An 18,503-nucleotide genomic window follows, 5' to 3' on the forward strand; every position below is an offset into this window, starting at 1 on the left:
CGTGAGCGATTGTCAACCCAGCCGCACCCCGCGGGACAGCACACGCGGCGCGGCGCAACACATTCTGGGAACACAAAACCCCGGCACCCACAAGGGGTTCCGGGGCTTTAGTGGGTGAACGTCGGCGACAGCTAGTCGACAGCCAAAGACGGCACCCAGCAGCTACCTAGTCGTCGATCGACAGCTCCTGCGGCAACTTCAGCTCGCGGGTTGAGAGCTCCTCAACGTTGACATCCTTGAACGTGAGCACGCGCACCGACTTCACGAAGCGGTCAGAACGGTACACGTCCCACACCCACACGTCACCCATGGTGAGCTCGAAGTAGAAATCGCTGCCCGCGTCGTTCCGCTTGAGGTCCACCTCGTTTGCGAGGTAGAAGCGGCGCTCGGTCTCGACTACGTATCGGAACTGACTCGCAATGTCGCGATATTCGCGAAACAGCGCCAGCTCTGCATCGCGTTCGTATTCCTCAAGATCGTCCTCATTCATCCCCTCCATCTTAGGCTGGTTCGCCGACACGCGGGCACCACAAACCCCAGCTTGACCTATTCGAACATATGTTCGAATATGGTCGCATGAGTTCCGCGGCGTCACTCCCAGATCTGCGGCAGCGCATCAGCGAGATGCAGCCGCTGCGGATCGACGAGCGCGCCCTCCCCACCGCGCACGGGTTGCGGTCGTTGCTGCCAGGTGGTGCGCTGCGCGCCGGGTCCGCCTATTCGGTGCAGGGGTCGTGGCAGCTCGCACTTTCATTCCTCGCGGAGGCGTCTCAGGGTGGAGCGTGGTGCGGCGTGCTCGGCTGCCCAGCGTTCGGCGCAGAGGCAGCAGTCTCTCTCGGCGTCGCGCTCGACCGGTGCGTCCTCATCCCTGATCCGGGCAGGCATGCACTCACCCTCGCAGGCACGCTCAGCGAGACGCTCTCAATCGTCGTCGCGCGCTTCGACAGCCGTGTCTCCCCCGCCGATATCGAGCGGCTCGGCGCCAGACTTCGCGAGCATGGTTCAGCACTCGTGGTGCTTGGCGATTGGGCGCGAAGCGAGTCTCGCCTGACTGTGCTCTCCTCGCGCTGGTCGGGGCTCGGCGCTGGGTACGGCTCGCTTACGACTCGGGAGCTAACTGTGCAGTCCGAGGATCGCCGGGGCACCAGACGCCACGCTGTCAGGTTTGAACGGGGGTGCCTGGCGAGCGACCGCGTTCCCGCGCAGCTTTCCACCCCTCATAGCCGAGCGCTCAGGGCGGTGTGACATGCCCCCCGAACGCGTCATCACGCTGCACTTCGTCGAGTGGCCGCGCGAGGACACCAAATCTGGCCGTTCGTCCGCGGCAGCTGAGACCACCGAAGCGCCGCCTGACTTCGCGCCGGTCTTCGCGAAGCTCACCGAGCTTGTGCCCGCGATCGAGGAGCTTCGCCCGGGGCTCGTAGCGATGCGGGCGCGTGGCCCTGTGCGCTATTACGGCGGTGAGCGCGCGGTAGCGAACGCGCTACTCGAGTTCGCGCGCGCGGAGGGACTCGGGCGGGCGCGAGTCGGTATCGCCGATGGCAGGTTCGCGGCGGAGTTAGCGGCGAGCGCGGATCCGGATCCGGCTGACTGCATTCGAATCGTCGAGCCTGGCGGCGCGGCCGCGTTTCTCAGCGACCTGCCTGTGGGGTGCGCGACTGACGAGAAGCTCGGGCAGCTGCTGCCAGGCCTCGGCATCTACACGCTCGGCGCGTTCGCCGCGCTCCCAGAGGACGCGGTACGTGCGCGATTTGGCCCGGGCGGTGTGCTTGCGCACAGGCACGCGCGCGGTGAGGACGGCGAGCGTGGCGAGCCTGTCCGGGCGCAGCAGGCGGCTCGAGATTTCGCGCTCTCACTCGACTTCGAGCCGCCCATCGCCGGCACGGAGCAGCTCACGTTCGCCTGCAGCTCGCTCGTTGAACGCTTCATCGGCGCGCTCACCGAGGAGCGGCTCGTGTGTACCTCGCTGCGGGTGACGCTCACCGACGACATCGGGATCCGGCACGAGCGCGACTGGGCGCACCCGAGGTTCTTCTCCCCGCAGGACGCGCTGGCGAGGCTGCGCTGGCAGTCTGAGAGCATCGTGGCGGGGTTCAGCGGATCCGATGAGCGCGCGGGCGCAGGGATCGCGACGGTGCGGATCGCCCCCGTACGAACCGACAGGATCGCCTCGCACGAACCCGGGCTCTGGACGAGCGGGCCGGACGAGCGCGTGCACCACCATTTGAGCCGGGCGCAGGGACTCCTCGGCCCCGGCGGGGTCGGCACGGTGTCGCTCGACGGCGGCAGGCTGCTGCTCGAGCGGCAGCAGTTCACGCACTGGGGTTCCGCGCCGAAACGCGACCGAGCGCCCGGGCCGTGGCCGGGCGCTCTTTCCGCACCGCACCCGACGCTCGTGTTCTCCCCGCCGTTGCGGGCCCGGCTGCTCGACGAGGCAGGCACCGTTGTCGGCGTCGACGCTGAGGACCTGCTCGCGGCCACGCCGTACGCGCTGCGCGTTGAAGGGCACCGGTCGCCGGGGGCTGTGCGAGGCTGGTCGAAGCCGTGGCCGATCCGCGAGCACTGGTGGGATGGGAGGCCGGAGCGGTTCAGGCTGCAGCTCGAACTCGATACGGGCGACAGCTGGCTGCTGCTCGCCCGCGTACGCCCTGGCGAGTCAGACGGGGCGACGACGACCTGGTTCGCGGAGGGCAAGTATGACTAGCCCGACCCGCACGACCGACGCCCCACAGTACGCGGAGCTCCACGCGCACTCGCACTACAGCTTCCTCGACGGCGCTTCGTCTCCCGAGCAGCTTGTCACCGAGGCGCAGCGCCTCGGTCTTGTGGGGCTCGCGATCACCGATCACGATGGCTTCTACGGGGCGCCACGGTTCGCCGAGGCTGCGCTGCAGACCCCCAATTTCCTCACGGTGTACGGGGCGGAGCTCACGCTCGGGCTGGAGGCCCCGCAGCTCGGCGCGGCCGACCCGGCGGGAGATCATCTTCTCGTGCTCGCGCGCGGCACCGCCGGCTATCACAGGCTCGCCTCCGCGATCACGGAGGGCCAGCTCGCTGGGGGCGAGAAGGGGCGTCCCGTCTACAACATCGAGGAGCTCGCGGCCGCCGGCGAGGGCGAGTGGGTGGTGCTCACCGGGTGCCGCAAAGGCGAAGTTCGGCGCGCGCTTGAGCGCAACGGTCGAGCGGCGGCGGGAGCGGCGCTCGAGCGGCTCACGTCGCTGTTCGGGCGCGACAACGTCTACGTCGAGCTCACGCACCACGGGCATCCCGGCGACGACGCCCGCAACGCTGCGCTCGCCGAACTCGCCGCTCTTGCAGGCGTTCCGACGCTCGCGACTGGTGCCGTGCACGCCGCGACCAGGCCGGCGACACGCACCGCGGAGGCGATGGCTGCGGTGCGGGCCAGGCGCAGCCTCGCGGAGCTCGATCCGCACCTGCCCGCTGCTGGCGTCGCGCACCTTCGGAGCGCCGAGGCCATGCTCCGCCACTTCCCCAACCATCCTGACGCCGTCGCTCGAACTGTGCCGCTTGCGAGGGAGCTCGCGTTCTCGCTCAGGGAGGCGACGCCGCGGCTCCCGAAGCTCGAGCTCCCCGAGGGGCACACCCAGATGAGCTGGCTGCGGGAGCTCGTCTGGCAGGGATCCGTCGAGCGTTACGGCGCTGACCAGGACACCCTTGACGCCCCGCGGCGCGAACGCATCGAACGCGAGCTCGACGTGATCGAACAACTCGACTTTCCCGGCTACTTCCTCATCGTGCACGACATTGTGCGGGAGGCGCGCTCCCGCGGGATCCTGTGCCAGGGGCGCGGGTCCGCGGCGAACTCGGCGATCTGTTACCTACTGAAGGTCACCTCGGTCGATTCGATCTTCTACGGCCTTCCCTTCGAGCGTTTCCTCTCGAGCCTGCGCGAGGAAGAGCCAGACATCGACGTCGACTTCGACTCCGAACGGCGCGAGGAGATGATCCAGTACGTCTACGAGAAATACGGGAGGCGCAACGCTGCACAGGTCGCGAACGTCATCACCTACCGCCCAAAGGCGGCGATCCGAGACGCCGCGAAGGCGCTCGGATACAGCGTCGCCGAGCAGCGTGCGTGGACGCGCAGCATCAGCCACCACGACGCGTTCCCCGCCGAGCAGTCGAGCGCTGATGCGGGGGCTGGAGCAGAGGATCCTCCGGCGAACGCCCGCGAGCGTTCCCGCCGGAGACCCCGCGCGGCCGCGGTTGACGACGCGCACTCGCCGTACGCCGCGATCCCAGAGCCGGTGCTGCGGCTCGCGAACGAGTTCAAGGGCGCGCCGAGGCACCTCGGCATCCACTCGGGCGGCATGGTGCTCACCGAGCGTCCCGTCGGCGAGGTCTGCCCGATCGAGCACGCGCGCATGGAGAAGCGCACCGTGCTGCAGTGGGACAAAGACGACTGCGCGGCGATGCGGCTCGTGAAGTTCGACCTGCTCGGCCTCGGCATGCTGAGCGCGATCGACAAGACGCTACGCATGGTCGCGGCGGCGACTGGCGAGGAATGGACGTTCGATTCAATCCCGAAAGAAGAGGCAGCGGTCTACGACATGCTGTGCCGGGGCGATGCGATCGGCGTGTTCCAGGTCGAGAGCCGCGCGCAGCTGAACACGCTCCCCCGGCTGCGCCCACGAAGCTTCTACGATCTCGTGATCGAGATCGCGCTCATTCGTCCCGGTCCCATCCAGGGGGGCGCCGTGCACCCGTATCTGCGCAGGCGAGCCGGCAAGGAGGAGATCACCTACTCGCATCCGAGCCTCGAGCCTGTGCTCGCTCGGACGCTCGGGATACCGCTCTTTCAGGAGCAGCTCATGCAGATCGCCACGACAGTCGGCGGGTGCACCGGCGAGGACGCCGACCTGCTCAGGCGCTCGATGGGGTCCAAGCGAGGCAAGGAACGAATGGATTCGCTCCGCGAGAAGATCTTCGCCGGGATGCGCGCAAACGGGATCGACGGCGAACAGGCGCAGCTCGTGTACACGCAGCTCGAATCGTTCGCCGACTTCGGGTTCGCGGAAAGCCACTCGATCAGCTTTGCGCTCATCGTCTACGTCAGCTCGTGGATCAAGCTGCACTACCCCGCGGTGTTCCTCGCCGGGCTGCTGCAGTCGCAGCCGATGGGCTTCTACTCGCCGCGCAGCCTCGCCGAAGATGCGAAACGGCACGGCGTTGTGGTGCGCCCGCCTGACGTGCAGTTCTCCGCTGTGCACGCGGGCGTCGAGCCGATCCCGCTGGGCGCCAGGGCGGGGTCCAGGCCGGGCCCTGAATCCGTCGCTGGCGTCGACCCCTCGCGGCTCGCGCCCACCGGGCTGCCTGAGTGCGCCGCGGGCGATCACCCGCCCGTCGGGCCGTTCGACGAGACCGCCCCTGACACGAGCGGCAAGCACCGCAGGGACGGGCGGTTCGCGGTCAGGCTCGGGCTCTCCGAGGTGCGCGGGATCGGCGTGAAGATCGCCGAGCGGATCGTGGCGGCGCGCGCCGCCGGGCCGTTCGCGGACCTCGCGGATCTCGCCAGGCGTGCGGACCTCGACCGCGAGCAGCTCGAGGCGCTCGCGTCGTCGGGGGCATGCGCAGGGCTTGGGCTCTCACGACGCGACGCGCTGTGGGGCGCCGGGCCTGCCGCCGACAACCGGGATCGGTATCTGCCGGGCATCGCCGTTCATGTACAGCCGCCGCTGCTTCCCGTGCTGACCGAGGCCGAGCAGACCTCGCTCGACCTGTGGACGACGGGGGTGGCGACCGGAACGCACCCGCTCGCGCTACTGCGAGGCTCACTCGATGCGCGCGGCATCATCCGCTCCGACCTCGCCCGGGGGTCGCAAAACGGCTCAACTGTCGAGGTCGCCGGCCTCGTCACCCACAGGCAGCGGCCGGGCACAGCCGCCGGCGTGACCTTTCTCACGCTTGAAGATGAGAGCGGCACCGTCAACATCGTCGTGTGGGCGAAGGTGTGGCAGGCACATCGGCTCGTCGCGCAGTCGGCGCCCGCGATGATCGTTCGCGGCGTCGCCGACAGATCGCCCGAGGGTGTCTTCAACGTCATCGCGCACGGATTCGAGCCGCTTCCGGCCCCGCAGGCTATCGCGTCACGCGACTTCCGGTAGCGCTCGCGGCGGGCCCTGCCTTGGCCGCGAGCGCTCCCCGAGAGTCGCCCGTTAGCCGTTCCGTCTGCGGATACGGATGTGGCGCTGCTGCATCATGCCCTGCAGCCCCTCGGGCCCGAGCTCACGCCCGAAGCCCGACATCTTCCAGCCCCCGAAGGGGGCTTGGAGCTCGGAAACATCGTTGACGTTCACTCCGACGCCACCAGCGTGCAGCCCCTCGGCAACGCCCCAGGCGCGGTCGAGGTCATCGCCGAAGACGTAGGCGGCGAGACCGTAATCTCCGCGGTTCGCGAGTTCGACGACGTCGTCCGATGCGCCGAAGCGGTGCACGGCGACAAGCGGACCGAAGCTCTCCTCGTGCATGACAAGCGCGTCGACCGGTACACGATCGAGCACCGTCGGCTCAAAGAACATCGAGGCGTCGAGCCCGTCGCGCACCACAGCGTTCTTGCCGCCAGCACCGAGCACAGCGCCCCGAGCAACTGCCTCGTCAATGTGCTTGCGGGTCTTCTCAATTACTGCGGGCGTCGTGACTGGGCCACCGGTCACCCCTGCGTCGACGCCGTGGCCAAGCGTGATCGCGCGTGCTTCGGCAGCGACCGCCTCAGCGAACTCGTCGGCGATGCTGTCGGCAACGTAGATGCGGTTCACGGCGATGCAGATCTGGCCGGCGTTCGAGAACGAGCGGCGCGCGGCACCGGCCGCTGCCTCGGCAATGTTCGCGTCGTCGAGCACGATGAACGGCGAGTGGCCGCCGAGTTCGAGGGTGACGCGCTTCATCGTGGCCGCGGCCGAGCGCATGATGGCCTGGCCGGTCGCCGTGGATGCGGTCGCGGTGATCGCGGCGACGTCGGGGTGCTCCGACAGCCGCGATCCCGCCTCGAGCGCTCCGGGCAGGTCCGAGAGCACGCCCTCGGGGAGGCCCGCGTCGAGGAAGCACCGCACGAACTCCGCGATCGCGAGCGGCGCCTCGACGGGCGGCTTCACGACCACCGAGTTGCCGGCGGCGAGCGCCGGGCCGATCTTCCACGCGTAGAGGTCGACCGGGTAGTTCCAGGGCACGATCGCGGCGACGACGCCGAGCGGCTCCCAGGTGACGAGCGAGCGAATGTCCTTCCGCGCGGTCGGGCGCATCGATCCCCACACTCGTCGCCCCTGCTCCGCGTAGTAGCGGATCACCTGGGCGCCGAAGGAGATCTCCTTGACGCTGTCGGGGACGGGCTTGCCCTGCTCGCGGGTGAGCAGTTCGGCGATCGCCGGGGTGCGTTCGTCGACGAGTGCGGCGGCGCGGATGAGGATCTCGGCGCGCTCGTCGGCGGTGAGCAGGTTCCAGCGGGTGAACCCCTCCTGCGCGGCGACGACCGCCCGGTCGACGTCGGCGGCGTTCGCGACCGCGCTCGTTCCGACAAGCTCGCCGGTGGCGGGGTCGCGCACCTCAATGCGGTCGCCGCTCAGGGATGGCGTCCAGTCCCCGCCGATGCAGAGATCGCGGTCGAGACTCGCCACGGTCACTTCACCTCCGGCGCGGAGAACTCGCGCGAGCGGAGACGGCGCCACAGCTCCGCGTAGTTGCGGTCGTTCTGCTGGTGCGCGAGCTTCGTGCGGTTCGAGTTCGTGTTCACCATGATCATCGGGGTCTCGCCGCGCGCGACGAGCGCCGCCGAGGTGGACGCGTTGATCGCGTGGCCGACGGCGACCGCGATCGATGTCGACGTTGGTCCAACGGGGAACTCAAGACCGTCGATGTACTGTGAGGCGTCCTCGAGCGGGATGCCCGTGTCGATGACGACGTCTGCGATCTCGAAGAGCCGGTGCCCGCTCGAGTGGCGACTCTCGACCTGTGAGGAGTGCGGCACCGAGGTGACTGCAATCACCTTCAGTCCGCGCTCCTTGAATTCGACGGCCATGTCGAGGATCACGGCGTTGATGCCCGAGTGCGAGAACAGGATGAGCGAGTCGCCCTCCTTGATCTGGTGCGAGCGGAGGATCGCGTTGCCGTACCCCTCGCGCGTGTGCAGGAAGCGGTACTGGGCGGTGCCCTGGTCGCCGAGCACGTGATGCATCAGCGCAATCGAGCTTTCAACAATCGGACGGAAGCCTGTCACGCCGCCGGTGCGTGGGAACATTTCGAGGGCTGCAAAGCCACCGTGGCCGGTGCCGAAGGTGAATACGAGGCCGTCGTTCTGGATGGTGTCGGCGCAGATCTCTGCGGCCTGCTTGATCGCCTCGTCCTGCGTGTCACGAACGCCGGCAAGCTTGGCGATGACGTCGTCGAAGTATCCGCGTGCAATACTCATGTGTTTTCCTCTTTCGTGTGTGGTTCTTGTAGCGGCGATCACTCGGCGACGAGCGCTTCGAGGCCAGCCTGCAGCAGGTCGAGCTCGGCCTGGCGCCGGTCCTCGCCGTCGAGCTTTGCGAAGTTGTCGCCTGCGACGCTCGCAAGGCAGAGCGACGCGGCCGCGATGCCGCGGGCGCGGGCGACGACGAACACCGCGCTCGTCTCCATGTCGGTGCCGACGATGTGTTGCGCGCGGCGTCGCTCGACGAGCTCCGCCTGGCCTGCGGGGTTGTCGCGCCGCATGAGCTCCGTGTAGAAGCCGTCGGCGGACTCGTAGATCCCGGTGACGACGGTGCGCCCGGTCGCTCGGGCCGCCTGCTCCGCCTTCGCGGTGAGCTCGAAGTCGGGCACCGCTGGGTACTCGAGCGGAAGGTAACCTGCGGAGGTACCCTCGCCGCGGGTGGCGCCGTGCGCGACGACGAGCGACCCGAGCTGGGTGTCGCTGGCGGTCATCACTGTGCCGAGCCGCAGCACGCGCTTCACGCCGATGTAGGAGAGTTCCTCGACGACGACCGCGGCGATCGGCGCGCCCATTCCGAACGCACTGATCGTGATCCGTCGCCCCTTGTACGTGCCCGTCGCGGTCGTGAGTCCGCGATCCTCATTCAGCAGGACGGCGTCTTCGAGCAGTTCGGTCGCGAGGAGCACGCGGCCCCGGTCCCCGACGATGATGGCGTCTTCGCCGACCTGGTCGGGTGTGCAGTGGATGTACCAGGCTTCTCGTGTTGCAGTCATTGCTTCTCTCATTCGTGTTGTGGTCTGTGTGGTGAGCGCGGTGTCGCGCGCTCAACGCCCCAGGTCGGTGGCGCGGGCTCTGAGCATGGCTGCGGTCGCTGCTGCGGCCGCAGCGATGTGCTCGAGCATGGGGTGCGGGTCGGTGTCGTGAGCGCGGTCGCGAGCGCGAATGGGATCGGCTGCGATGCGGGCGGCGAGCGTCCCTGAGAACGTGTCCCCCGCGCCGGTCGTGTCGACGCCGGCCACCGGCTCGGCGGGTACGGACCCGATGGGCTCGATCGTCGCGTTCGCGGTCACTCGGCGCAGTTCGGCGCCACGCGAGCCCCGTGTCACGATGATGTCGGTGCCGGGCCTGGCCGCTGCCGCGATTCCCGCGAGGTAGCCACTCTCGCCCTCGCTCAGCGTGATGACGTCGGCGCGGGCGGCGAGCGCTGTTGCGAGGTCGCCGCTGAGCGAGTCGGGATCCTGCTTGAGGATCCAGCAGAGCGTCGCGTCGGGGCGGATCGCGTCGAGCAGTTCCCGCGTGGCATGCTCCGGGCCGATCGTGACGACGACCGCATCGGCTGCGGCCGCGAGCCGCCGTTGCTCGCTCGTCAATGCGCCGTCGTGGCAGTCTCCCGGGTCGAACAGGCAGATCGTGCCGTCGCCCTCGGGGTAGAGGAGGAACGATGTCGGGCTGCGCGTCCCACGCGTGGCGATGCCACCGCATCCGGCGCCGCCGCGTTCGACGGCGTCGATCCACGCGGCTCCGTCAGGGTCCTGTCCGACCCAGGACAGCGCTTCGACGCGCACGCTCGACCCGACGACGGCCGTGCCCTTGCCGCTCGGGTCGGGCGCTCGCGGTGCGGCCGCTGCGCGGGTGACGTGCGCGACGCCGCCGTATCGCGGCCATTCGTCAGCGCGGCCAAGCACCGTCGTTGTCGCGTCTGTCCCACGAAACGGCGCGAGCTGCATGGCGAAGTCGACACTGGCATAGCCGGCGACGAGCAGGAGCGGGGCGACGGCCGTCACAGCAGATCCTTCGCCTCGGCGAGGGAGCCGACCCGCCCGAAGTACCGGTCGATATCCTCGAGGCTTGCTTCCGCGAGATGAGGCCGGTTCGAGTTCGTTGCCTCGCGTGGCACGAACACGTCGAAGCCGCCGGCGAACGCGTCCTGTACCGTCGCGCGGATGCACACGTTCGTCTTCACGCCCGCGACGATGACGCGTTCGATTCCCTGCTCGCGCAGGACGAGGTCGAGGTCCGTCGCGTAGAACCCGGAGTAGCGCCGCTTCGGCACGACGATCTCGTTCGCGCGCTCCACGGGCTCGAACCCCGGGAAGTACGCGGCGTCGTGCTCCCCGTCTTGGTGGTGTCGCGGCAACTTCGCGAACTCGAAGTCGGCGAGCCCACGGTAGTGGCGTTCGACCGAGTGGACGAGCAGCGCGTCGCGCTCGCGAGCGGTGTCGCGCAGCTCAGCGAGCGCGGGCAGCGTGTCCTCGACATCGGGGTAGTAGTTCGGTTGCCCCGCCTCGTAGAACGAGTTGATGACGTCGACGAGCAGCAGTGCTGTCTTCGGGTGGTGTGTGTTCACTAGAGTTCCTGTCGGTGGATCAGACGGCGACACGGCTGCTGCGACGAAGCGTCGTGAAACCGGTCCAAGCGAGCACCGCAACGACGGCGATGTACGGCAGGGTCTGGATAAGGTCGGTCGGGAATTCGCTGTTCGTCTGCAGCCGCACCTGGAGGGCGTCGAAGAACGAGAACAGCAGGCATGCGAGCGCCGTCGGGAGCGGGCGCGAACGGCCGAAATAGAAAGCCGCGAGTGCAACGAATCCGCGCCCGGCAATCATGTTCTCGTTGAACAGGCCGCTCACGCCGAGTGCGAGCGCCACTCCTCCGAGGCCCGCGAGGAGGCCCGCAATCGAGCCGGCGAGGTCGCGGATGCCGAGCGTTCTGACCCCGAGCGAGGCCGTCGCGAATTCGTTCGCCCCGGTCGCGCGCGTCCGGATCCCCCACCGCGTGTTCGCAAATACCCAGGCGAGCACCGGCACGAGCACGACGGCGAGCCAGAACAGCACGTCCTTTCCGCTCAGGATCGCGCCGAGCACGGGCACGTCAGCGAGCCCGGGAATGGTGATGCGCGGGATGCGGGGCTGCTCGGGGAACCGCAGCGTCCCCGAGACGCCGTACACGCTCCGCAAGACGAACCCGACGATGCCGAGCACAACAATGTTGAAGCCGAGCCCGACGATGATCTCGTTCGCGGCGAGCCGCGTGATGACCAGGCTCATGATCAGGCCGGCGACGGCGCCAGCCGCGCCCCCGACGAGTACGCCGACGACCCAGTTACCGGTCGCGGCGCTCGACAGGATGCCGGCGAAAGCGCCAACGAGCATCTGGCCTTCGAGACCGATGTTCACGACGCCGGCGCGCCGGTGTACTGCGCCGCCGAGCGCGGCAAGCACGATCGGAACTGCGAGCAGCAGCGTCGAGTTGATGATGCTGTCGATCATGCCGACACCTCCGTCTGGTTCCGTTTCGCCTTTCGACCGCGCAAGAGCCGCGGAATCGCGAACTGCGCAACGGCGAGCATCATGATCGTGCCCTGCAGGATGCTAATGAGTTGGATCGGAATGTTCACGAAGAGCTGGACGGTCGCCCCGGCAGCCGCGAGTGCGCCGAACGCAACGGCGCCGATGACCACGCCAACGGGGTTGAATCGGGCAAGCAGGGCAATCGCGATGCCGGTGAAGCCGAAGCTTGCTGAGAACCCGACCGAGAACCGGTGCACGACGCCAAGCGCGTGCACTGCGCCGCCGAGACCGCCGATCGCACCCGAGATGAGCATCGCGCTCATCAGCACCGTGCGCACCCGCAGCCCCTGCGCCAGCGAGAACCGCGCGGTCTTCCCGACCGCGTCGAACTCGAAGCCGAGCTGACTGCGCTTGATCCAGAAGCCGTAGAAGACGACAAGCGCGATCGCGAGCACGAACCCTGCGTTGAGCTGCCCGGGAGGAGCGAGCAGGGGAAGCTCCGCCGACCCTGCGACGTACTCCGTAGCCGAGTTCGCCTGCCCCGGCGCCAAGAAGTATGACTGCACGAGCCAGGCCGTGACTCCGGTGACAATGAAGTTGAACATAAGCGTCGAGACGACTTCGTCAACGCCGAGCCAGGTACGCAGGATCGCAGGAACCAACGCAACGGCGATTCCCGCAAGCATGCCAGCAACGAGGCAGGCGGTTATGGCGAGCATTGGCGGGAGGGCTCCGACGCTCACTCCGACGACGGCCGCGGCGAGCCCGGCGAACCCGAAGCTCCCCTCGACTCCGACGTTGAAGACGCCGCCCCGGAACGCGATCGCTGCCGCCAGCCCAGTGAAGAGCAGCGGCGTCGCCGCGGTCAGCGTCGCGTTGATCCTCGCGGCATCGCCGAACGCCTCTTGCACGAGCATGCCGTAGATCTCGAGCGGGTTTGCGCCGCCCAGGATGAGGGCGACCGCTCCAACCGCGAGCGCGATCACGACGGGGACTGCGATCCGCCACGCGGATTCTCCCGCGGCCCGCCACGAGAAACGCTTCGGGACGGGGACAGGAACGTAGCTGGTGTGCGCGCCGGTCTCAGGCGCCTGCTGGTGTGTCACGCGGTCTCTCCGTCCTCGTGCTGCCCGCCGGAGCGAGCATCGTTCTCTCCCGCCATGCCGAGCATGAGCTTGCCGAGCACGACGCGGTCAGCGTCTCGCCCGAGCTCGCCGACGACGCGCCCCTGGTGCAGCACCAGGATGCGGTCGGCGAGCGCCTGAATCTCGTCGAGCTCCTCGCTGAACAGCACGACAGCGCTGCCCGCATCGCGTGCCTGACGCAACTGCTCGTGTATAAACGCGATACCGCGAATGTCGACGCCACGCGTCGGCTGGCTCGCGACGAGCACCTCCGGCCGGTCGCGAAGCTCGCGCGCGATCACGACGCGCTGTTGGTTGCCGCCTGACAAACTCGAGATCGGATCATTCTCGGAACCGTAGCGCACAGCACCCGTTGTGAGCACCGAGCTGATGGCCGCCTTCACGCGTGCGGGCGAGAACCAGCCGCCGCGAGTGAGCGCGGTGAGTGACGGCGACGCGATCGCGTTATCGGCGATCGACAGATCGAGCGCGAGGCCCTCGTGCTTGCGGTCGGCGCTCACATACCCGAACCCCGCCTTGCGCCGGGCCCGCACGGACGTCCGGGTCACGTTCGTTCCGCGAAGCGCGACGGAACCCGCCTCGAGCCGCCGCAGGCCGATGAGCGCCTCGGCGAGCTCGTCCTGGCCATTGCCGGACACGGCGGCCACGCCGAGAATCTCGCCCGCGCGGACCTCGAGGTCGACCCCGGAAAGTCGCTCGATCCCACGGTCGTCTGTCGCCTTCAGTCCGCTGCATGCGAGGACGACCTCGCGCGGCGTCCCTGGGGTCCCGGCGTCCGAGGGCGCGGCTTCGCCGCCCATGATGAGCGTGGCGAGGCCCTCGATCGTCGCATCGGCCCGCGAGATCGCGGGCTCGGTGATCCCGGCGCGCAGCACCGTTATCTCGTCCGCGACGCGCAGCACCTCGCCGAGTTTGTGGCTGATGAAGATGACAGTCTTGCCATCGGCAACGAGCCGCCTGAGCAGATCAAGCAGCTGCGCCGCCTGGACCGGCGCGAGCACTGCCGTCGGCTCGTCGAGGATGAGCAGGTCGGCCCCACGCCCAATAAGCCGCAGAATCTCGACCTGCTGCTGAATGGCGATCGGAGCGTGGGCGGCTTGCAGATCCCAGTTGATGTCGGTGCCGACGGACTCAGCGAGCACCTCTGCCTCGCGGCGAGCGCGCGCCCAATCGATGCGCCCGGCCGACATCGGCTCGCTGCCGAGCACGAGATTCTCGAGGAGCGTCAGGTCGGGGACGATCGCGAGTTCCTGCTGCACGAGTCCAATGCCGCGTCGAATGGCGTCCCGCGCACTCGAAAGCCGCACTGGTTCGCCGTCGATGAGGATCGTGCCCTCATCGGGCCTGTCGAGGCCATAGAGCATTTTCATGAGGGTGCTCTTGCCCGCGCCGTTCTCGCCGATGACGGCGAGCACCTGCCCCCTGTGCGCGGCGAGCGAGACGTTTCGATTCGCTCGGACCGGGCCGAAGGATCGTGCGATCCCCCGCGCCTCGATCCGGGGTGGCGGAGCGGCGTCGCTGCCCGCCACCCGGATGTCGTGTTCCATCAGTTCCAGACTTCCCTGTCGGATGCGTGTTGGTTACTTCCCCTGGAAGTAGTCGGGGTAGCCGTCGGTGACGACGTTCCAGACCTGAATATCTCCAGCAATGATGCCGGCCTTGAGTTCCTCGACCTTCGCGATTGCTTCGGGAGCGATCGCGTCCTTCGTGAACTCGAAATCGGTCAGGCCGACGGCATCCTCCTTCAGACCGAATGTGATGGTTTTGCCGCCAGGGAACGATCCCTTCGCGTAGTCCTTCACCACGCTCTCGACGGCGAGGTCGGCACGCTTGAGCACGCTCGTAAGCACAAAGCCTGGCGCCTGATCGTCCTGGTTGTCATCGACGCCGATCGCGTAGTGGTTCGCGTCCTGTGCCGCCTGAATGACGCCGGCGCCCGTGCCGCCCGCGACGGCGTACACGATGTCAGCGCCCTGCTCGAACATTGCCTGTGCGAGCTGCTGCCCCTTCGCCGGGTCGGCGAAGTCGTTGGAGTATGCAGTGAGCACCTCAACCTCGGGGTCCACTGCCTTCGCTCCCTCGATGAAGCCGACAAGGAACTTGTCGATGCCGACGCTTGATGCGCCACCGATCACGCCGAGCTTCTTATCTGCGTTGATCTTCGGGTCGCTCGTGTTCGTCGTCTGCATCGCGGCGAGCGCGCCAGCGAGATACGAGCCTTCTTGCTCTTGGAAGAGCACCGAGGCGACGTTGTCGCCGGCGGACTCTGCGTTGAAGATCACCCAGTCGCTCTCAGGGAAGTCCGCGGCGACTTTGCCGATCATCTCGTTGTGTGAAAACTCGAGGTCGACAACCAGGTTGATCCCTGCCTGTCCGGCGCGGCGCAGCAACTGCTCGCCCTGGCCGACGATGTCGTCTGACTCGATCGTGCTCGGGGTGAGACCCGTATCTGCCACCGCCCGCTTGAACCCCTCGTTTGCGAGGTCGTTGTAGGACTGGTCGCCGAGGCCGCCCTGCGCGACAACGAGGGCAACCTTGTCCCCGCTGCCTCCCGTCGCGGGTCCTCCGTTACTCGGCGCGCACGCCGTCAGGGCGATGAGCGTAGCCGCCGCCGGTGCGAAGAGCAGTGCTCGAGTTCGATTCATGAGATCCTCCATTGGATGGGTTGTTGAGTGTGACGCGGTAGAGATAGTGGGTACCGAGGTAGCGTGCACGCACGTGCTCGAGGAGTTGCCCCGAGGTGCCGCGCGAGTGGCGATCCACCTCGATGAGCGCGGTGCCAGGCTCGACGCCGAGCTGCTCGGCTTCAGCGGCGTCCGCGTTGATTGCGCGGAGCGTTTCCTCCCCCGCCGAGAGCTCGAGACCGGCCGTACGAAGCGTGCCGTAGAACGAGAAGCCGGGCTGCGCCGCGACCGACTCGGTGATGCCGACCTTGTGCGCGACGTGCGCGGGAATGATGAGGCGCTGCAACCCGACTGGGGTTCCCCCGACGCTTCTGGCGCGCTCGATGACGACGATGTCGACGTCGTCGGGGAACGCCGAGGCGGGTCGACCCGGGGCGTTCGCCGCGTACTCCGCGTAGTCGAGCAGGGTGCTGCCGGGCCGCAGCCCGAGGCTGTCGACGTGCTCACTGAAGCTCGTGAGCTCAGGAAGGCTGCGCTCCATCGGCCGCGACCGCACGAAGGTGCCCTTACCCTGGTGGCGGGAAACGAGGCCACGGTCGACGAGCATCTCAAAGGCCTTGAGGATTGTGGCACGCGACAGGTTGTTTTCCGCCGCAAGCGTCGGTTCACTTGGCAGCTTGGTGCCCGGTTCGAGCTTGTCGTTGATGATGTGAGCTTCAAGCGCATTCGCAAGTTGCACGTACAGCGGGAGCGCGCCGCGCGCACTGTCGAGTTCAAACAGCATCATTGCCTCCTCGTCGTCTTCGTCGTGAATCGGAACTTATCCGGTTGTCCGGTCAAGTATATGGTTTGCGAGCCGCGGCGCAAATAGCGCGCGAAAACTCCCAGGTTTGGGCACCGGTTTCTCGCGATTGTCGGGGTCGGCGCTCACAAACCTCGCTAAGCTGGCGAAGTGGACACCTCTACTGCTTTGCTCACCGATCACTACGAGCTGACTATGGTCGACGCCGCACTGAAGGCTGGTACCGCGAACCGAAACAGCGTCTTTGAACTCTTCGCGCGCAGGCTCTCGGGCGCACGGCGATACGGGGTTGTCGCCGGAACCGGCAGGCTCCTCGAAGCGATCACGAACTTCCGCTTCGGTGACGCCGAACTCGACTTCCTCCGCGCAAACAACGTCGTGAGCGCCGAGACCATCGACTGGCTGGCGAACTACCGCTTCACCGGAGACATCTGGGGCTACCCGGAGGGCGAGGTGTTCTTCCCTGGCTCCCCGCTCATCACGGTCGAGGCGAGCTTCGCTGAGGGCGTGATCCTTGAGACGCTCGCGCTCAGCATCATGAACTACGACTCAGCTGTCGCAACCGCGGCATCCCGCATGGTCTACGCGGCGAACGGAAAGCCGCTCGCCGAGATGGGCTCGCGCCGCACCAGCGAGCGGAGCGCCGTCGCTGCTGCACGCGCCGCCTACATTGCGGGCTTCAGCGCCACCTCTAACCTTGAGGCTGGCCGCAGCTACGGGATCCCAACGATGGGCACCGCAGCACACTCGTTCACGCTGCTCCACGATTCCGAGCGCGAAGCTTTTGAGGCACAGATCGCGGCGTTCGGCCCCGACACCACACTGCTCGTCGACACCTACGACACCGAGCAGGGTGTCCGCACTGCCGTTGAGGTTGCCGGGACCGGTCTCGGCGCTGTGCGCATCGACTCGGGAGACCTGCCTGTCGTTGTCGTCGAGGTTCGAGAACTGCTCGACTCGCTCGGCGCCACGAACACGCGCATCACCGTCACGAATGACCTCGACGAGCACACAGTCGCGGCACTCGCGGCCTCACCAGTGGACTCGTTCGGCGTCGGCACCTCGGTCGTTGTCGGCTCGGGCAGCCCCACCATGGGCATGGTCTACAAGCTCGTCGCACGCGAGGACGACAACGGCGAGTGGGTCTCGGTCGCGAAGAAGAGCACCGACAAGGCCTCGGTCGGGGGCCGCAAGAGCGTGCGCCGGCTGCACAACGCACGCGGCGCGGCGCGCGCAGAACTCATCTACCTCGGCGACGGCCCGGGTGGCGAACCCGAGGGCGCAGAGGTCGCGGACTCGAGTCGTGAGGTGCTCGAGCATCTCGTGATCGGCGGCGAGATCCAGCCCCAGTACATCGGCACCGACGGCATTGGCCTTGCGAGGGAGCGGCACCGCACCAGCGTGGCAGAGCTCCCCCGCGTCGCGATGAGCCTCACCCGCGGCGACCCAGCGATCCCCACTGAGTACCGCTAGACACGGCACCTCAGATCAGACCCTGGCTGGGGTATCGCCCCGGCCAGGGCCTGGGCGCGCCCGGCTAGCTACAGCCAGCCAACAGCCAGTAGACCTTGGATCTGGGTTTCCAATGCCCCAGACCTCCCAGACAGGCATACGCACTGCAGATCACAGGGCCTACAGCCGAACATCCCTGGCTGCAGCACCAACGGTGGCAGCGCGTGCCGCGTCAGCCCGCCAGTAGACCTTGGATCTGGGTTGCAAATGCCCCAGACCTCCCAGACAGGCATACGCACTGCAGATCACAGGGCGTGGGGGTGACCAAACCACAGAGGGTGGGAGTGAGACCAGATCACAAAGCCTGTGGGTGACCAGACACAGGAGCCGGAGTGATCAGACACACCGCATCCGAATCACGGACACAGCGAAGCCTCGCGGCGGGTACGCCTACTTCTTCATCCGTTCGTAGACCTTCTTGCAATCGGGGCAGACTGGAAAACGCTCGGGGTCGCGCGACGGCGTCCACTTCTTGCCGCACAGCGCGCGGACAGGCTTGCCCGTAACCGCAGACTCGACGATCTTGTCTTTCGGAACGTAGTGCGAGAACCGCTCGTGATCGCCGTCCTCGATCTGTGAATCCTCGAGCAGCTTTTCAAGCTCGCGGTCCATAACGTCGAGGCCGCCGCCGGTGTCAGGAGTGTCGCGCGTGAAGATACCCATACGTGCATTCTACCCGCTGGCAGCGTCAGCGAGCTGACGAGT

General features: G+C 67.6%; 16 protein-coding genes. 4 read left to right on the forward strand and 12 right to left on the reverse strand.

All coding sequences use genetic code 11. From position 1 onward, the window contains the following. Positions 1–166: 166 nt before the first annotated feature. Positions 167–490: a DUF2469 domain-containing protein gene (locus tag ACF07D_RS09560; protein ID WP_391504746.1), complete on the reverse strand. Its 324-nt coding sequence runs from the start codon at positions 488–490 to the stop codon at positions 167–169. Between the two features lie 86 nt (positions 491–576). On the opposite strand from ACF07D_RS09560, the gene ACF07D_RS09565 reads away from it, so the two are divergent. The 3 genes from ACF07D_RS09565 to ACF07D_RS09575 are packed head-to-tail and all read left to right on the forward strand — an operon-like array spanning position 577 to position 6,125. Beyond that, entirely contained in the window at positions 577–1,245 is a 669-nt protein-coding gene (locus ACF07D_RS09565; RefSeq protein WP_391504747.1) for a hypothetical protein, read from the forward strand. Position 1,246: 1 nt separating this feature from the next. Beyond that, positions 1,247–2,704, forward strand: coding sequence for a DNA polymerase Y family protein (locus tag ACF07D_RS09570; protein ID WP_391504748.1), 1,458 nt, complete (start codon positions 1,247–1,249; stop codon positions 2,702–2,704). Beyond that, on the forward strand, positions 2,697–6,125 hold the full coding sequence (locus ACF07D_RS09575; protein ID WP_391504749.1) for an error-prone DNA polymerase: 3,429 nt from the start codon (positions 2,697–2,699) through the stop codon (positions 6,123–6,125). The genes ACF07D_RS09570 and ACF07D_RS09575 overlap by 8 nt, the downstream gene beginning before the upstream one ends. Positions 6,126–6,176: 51 nt before the next feature. Here ACF07D_RS09575 and ACF07D_RS09580 read toward each other — a convergent pair whose 3' ends face one another. From ACF07D_RS09580 to ACF07D_RS09625, 10 genes are read right to left on the reverse strand one after another with little or no spacing between them, the layout of a single operon-like run. Beyond that, the gene (locus ACF07D_RS09580) at positions 6,177–7,631 is read right to left on the reverse strand and encodes an aldehyde dehydrogenase family protein (protein WP_391504750.1); all 1,455 of its coding nucleotides are present in this window, start codon (positions 7,629–7,631) and stop codon (positions 6,177–6,179) included. A 2-nt stretch (positions 7,632–7,633) separates the two neighbouring features. After that, entirely contained in the window at positions 7,634–8,422 is a 789-nt protein-coding gene (locus ACF07D_RS09585; protein WP_119284155.1) for a sugar isomerase domain-containing protein, read from the reverse strand. Positions 8,423–8,460: 38 nt separating this feature from the next. Further along, a complete protein-coding gene (locus ACF07D_RS09590; protein WP_119284156.1) occupies positions 8,461–9,198 on the reverse strand; it encodes a nucleoside phosphorylase in 738 nt (245 codons plus the stop codon). A gap of 51 nt (positions 9,199–9,249) precedes the next feature. Beyond that, entirely contained in the window at positions 9,250–10,209 is a 960-nt protein-coding gene (locus ACF07D_RS09595; protein WP_391504751.1) for a PfkB family carbohydrate kinase, read from the reverse strand. Then, positions 10,206–10,772, reverse strand: a complete 567-nt coding sequence (locus ACF07D_RS09600) for a cysteine hydrolase family protein (protein WP_119284158.1) — start codon at positions 10,770–10,772, stop codon at positions 10,206–10,208. The genes ACF07D_RS09595 and ACF07D_RS09600 overlap by 4 nt, the downstream gene beginning before the upstream one ends. Positions 10,773–10,791: 19 nt before the next feature. Then, on the reverse strand, positions 10,792–11,694 hold the full coding sequence (locus ACF07D_RS09605) for an ABC transporter permease (protein WP_119284159.1): 903 nt from the start codon (positions 11,692–11,694) through the stop codon (positions 10,792–10,794). After that, a complete protein-coding gene (locus tag ACF07D_RS09610) occupies positions 11,691–12,821 on the reverse strand; it encodes an ABC transporter permease (protein ID WP_255808014.1) in 1,131 nt (376 codons plus the stop codon). Before ACF07D_RS09610 ends, ACF07D_RS09605 begins: the two co-directional genes overlap by 4 nt. Continuing rightward, entirely contained in the window at positions 12,818–14,407 is a 1,590-nt protein-coding gene (locus ACF07D_RS09615; RefSeq protein ID WP_391504752.1) for an ABC transporter ATP-binding protein, read from the reverse strand. The genes ACF07D_RS09610 and ACF07D_RS09615 overlap by 4 nt, the downstream gene beginning before the upstream one ends. A 33-nt stretch (positions 14,408–14,440) precedes the next feature. Continuing rightward, complete coding sequence (locus tag ACF07D_RS09620; protein WP_391504753.1) at positions 14,441–15,505, reverse strand: BMP family protein; 1,065 nt, start codon at positions 15,503–15,505, stop codon at positions 14,441–14,443. Continuing rightward, entirely contained in the window at positions 15,429–16,271 is an 843-nt protein-coding gene (locus tag ACF07D_RS09625) for a GntR family transcriptional regulator (protein WP_391504754.1), read from the reverse strand. The genes ACF07D_RS09620 and ACF07D_RS09625 overlap by 77 nt, the downstream gene beginning before the upstream one ends. A 165-nt stretch (positions 16,272–16,436) precedes the next feature. Between ACF07D_RS09625 and ACF07D_RS09630 the strand changes: the two genes are divergently transcribed. After that, a complete protein-coding gene (locus ACF07D_RS09630; protein WP_391504755.1) occupies positions 16,437–17,759 on the forward strand; it encodes a nicotinate phosphoribosyltransferase in 1,323 nt (440 codons plus the stop codon). A 429-nt stretch (positions 17,760–18,188) separates the two neighbouring features. On the opposite strand, the gene ACF07D_RS09635 is transcribed toward ACF07D_RS09630, so the two are convergent. Next, positions 18,189–18,461: a DUF3039 domain-containing protein gene (locus ACF07D_RS09635; protein ID WP_119284164.1), complete on the reverse strand. Its 273-nt coding sequence runs from the start codon at positions 18,459–18,461 to the stop codon at positions 18,189–18,191. Positions 18,462–18,503: the final 42 nt, after the last annotated feature.

The organism is Leucobacter sp. NPDC015123, assembly GCF_043080205.1.
Lineage (GTDB): Bacteria > Actinomycetota > Actinomycetes > Actinomycetales > Microbacteriaceae > Leucobacter > Leucobacter aridicollis_A.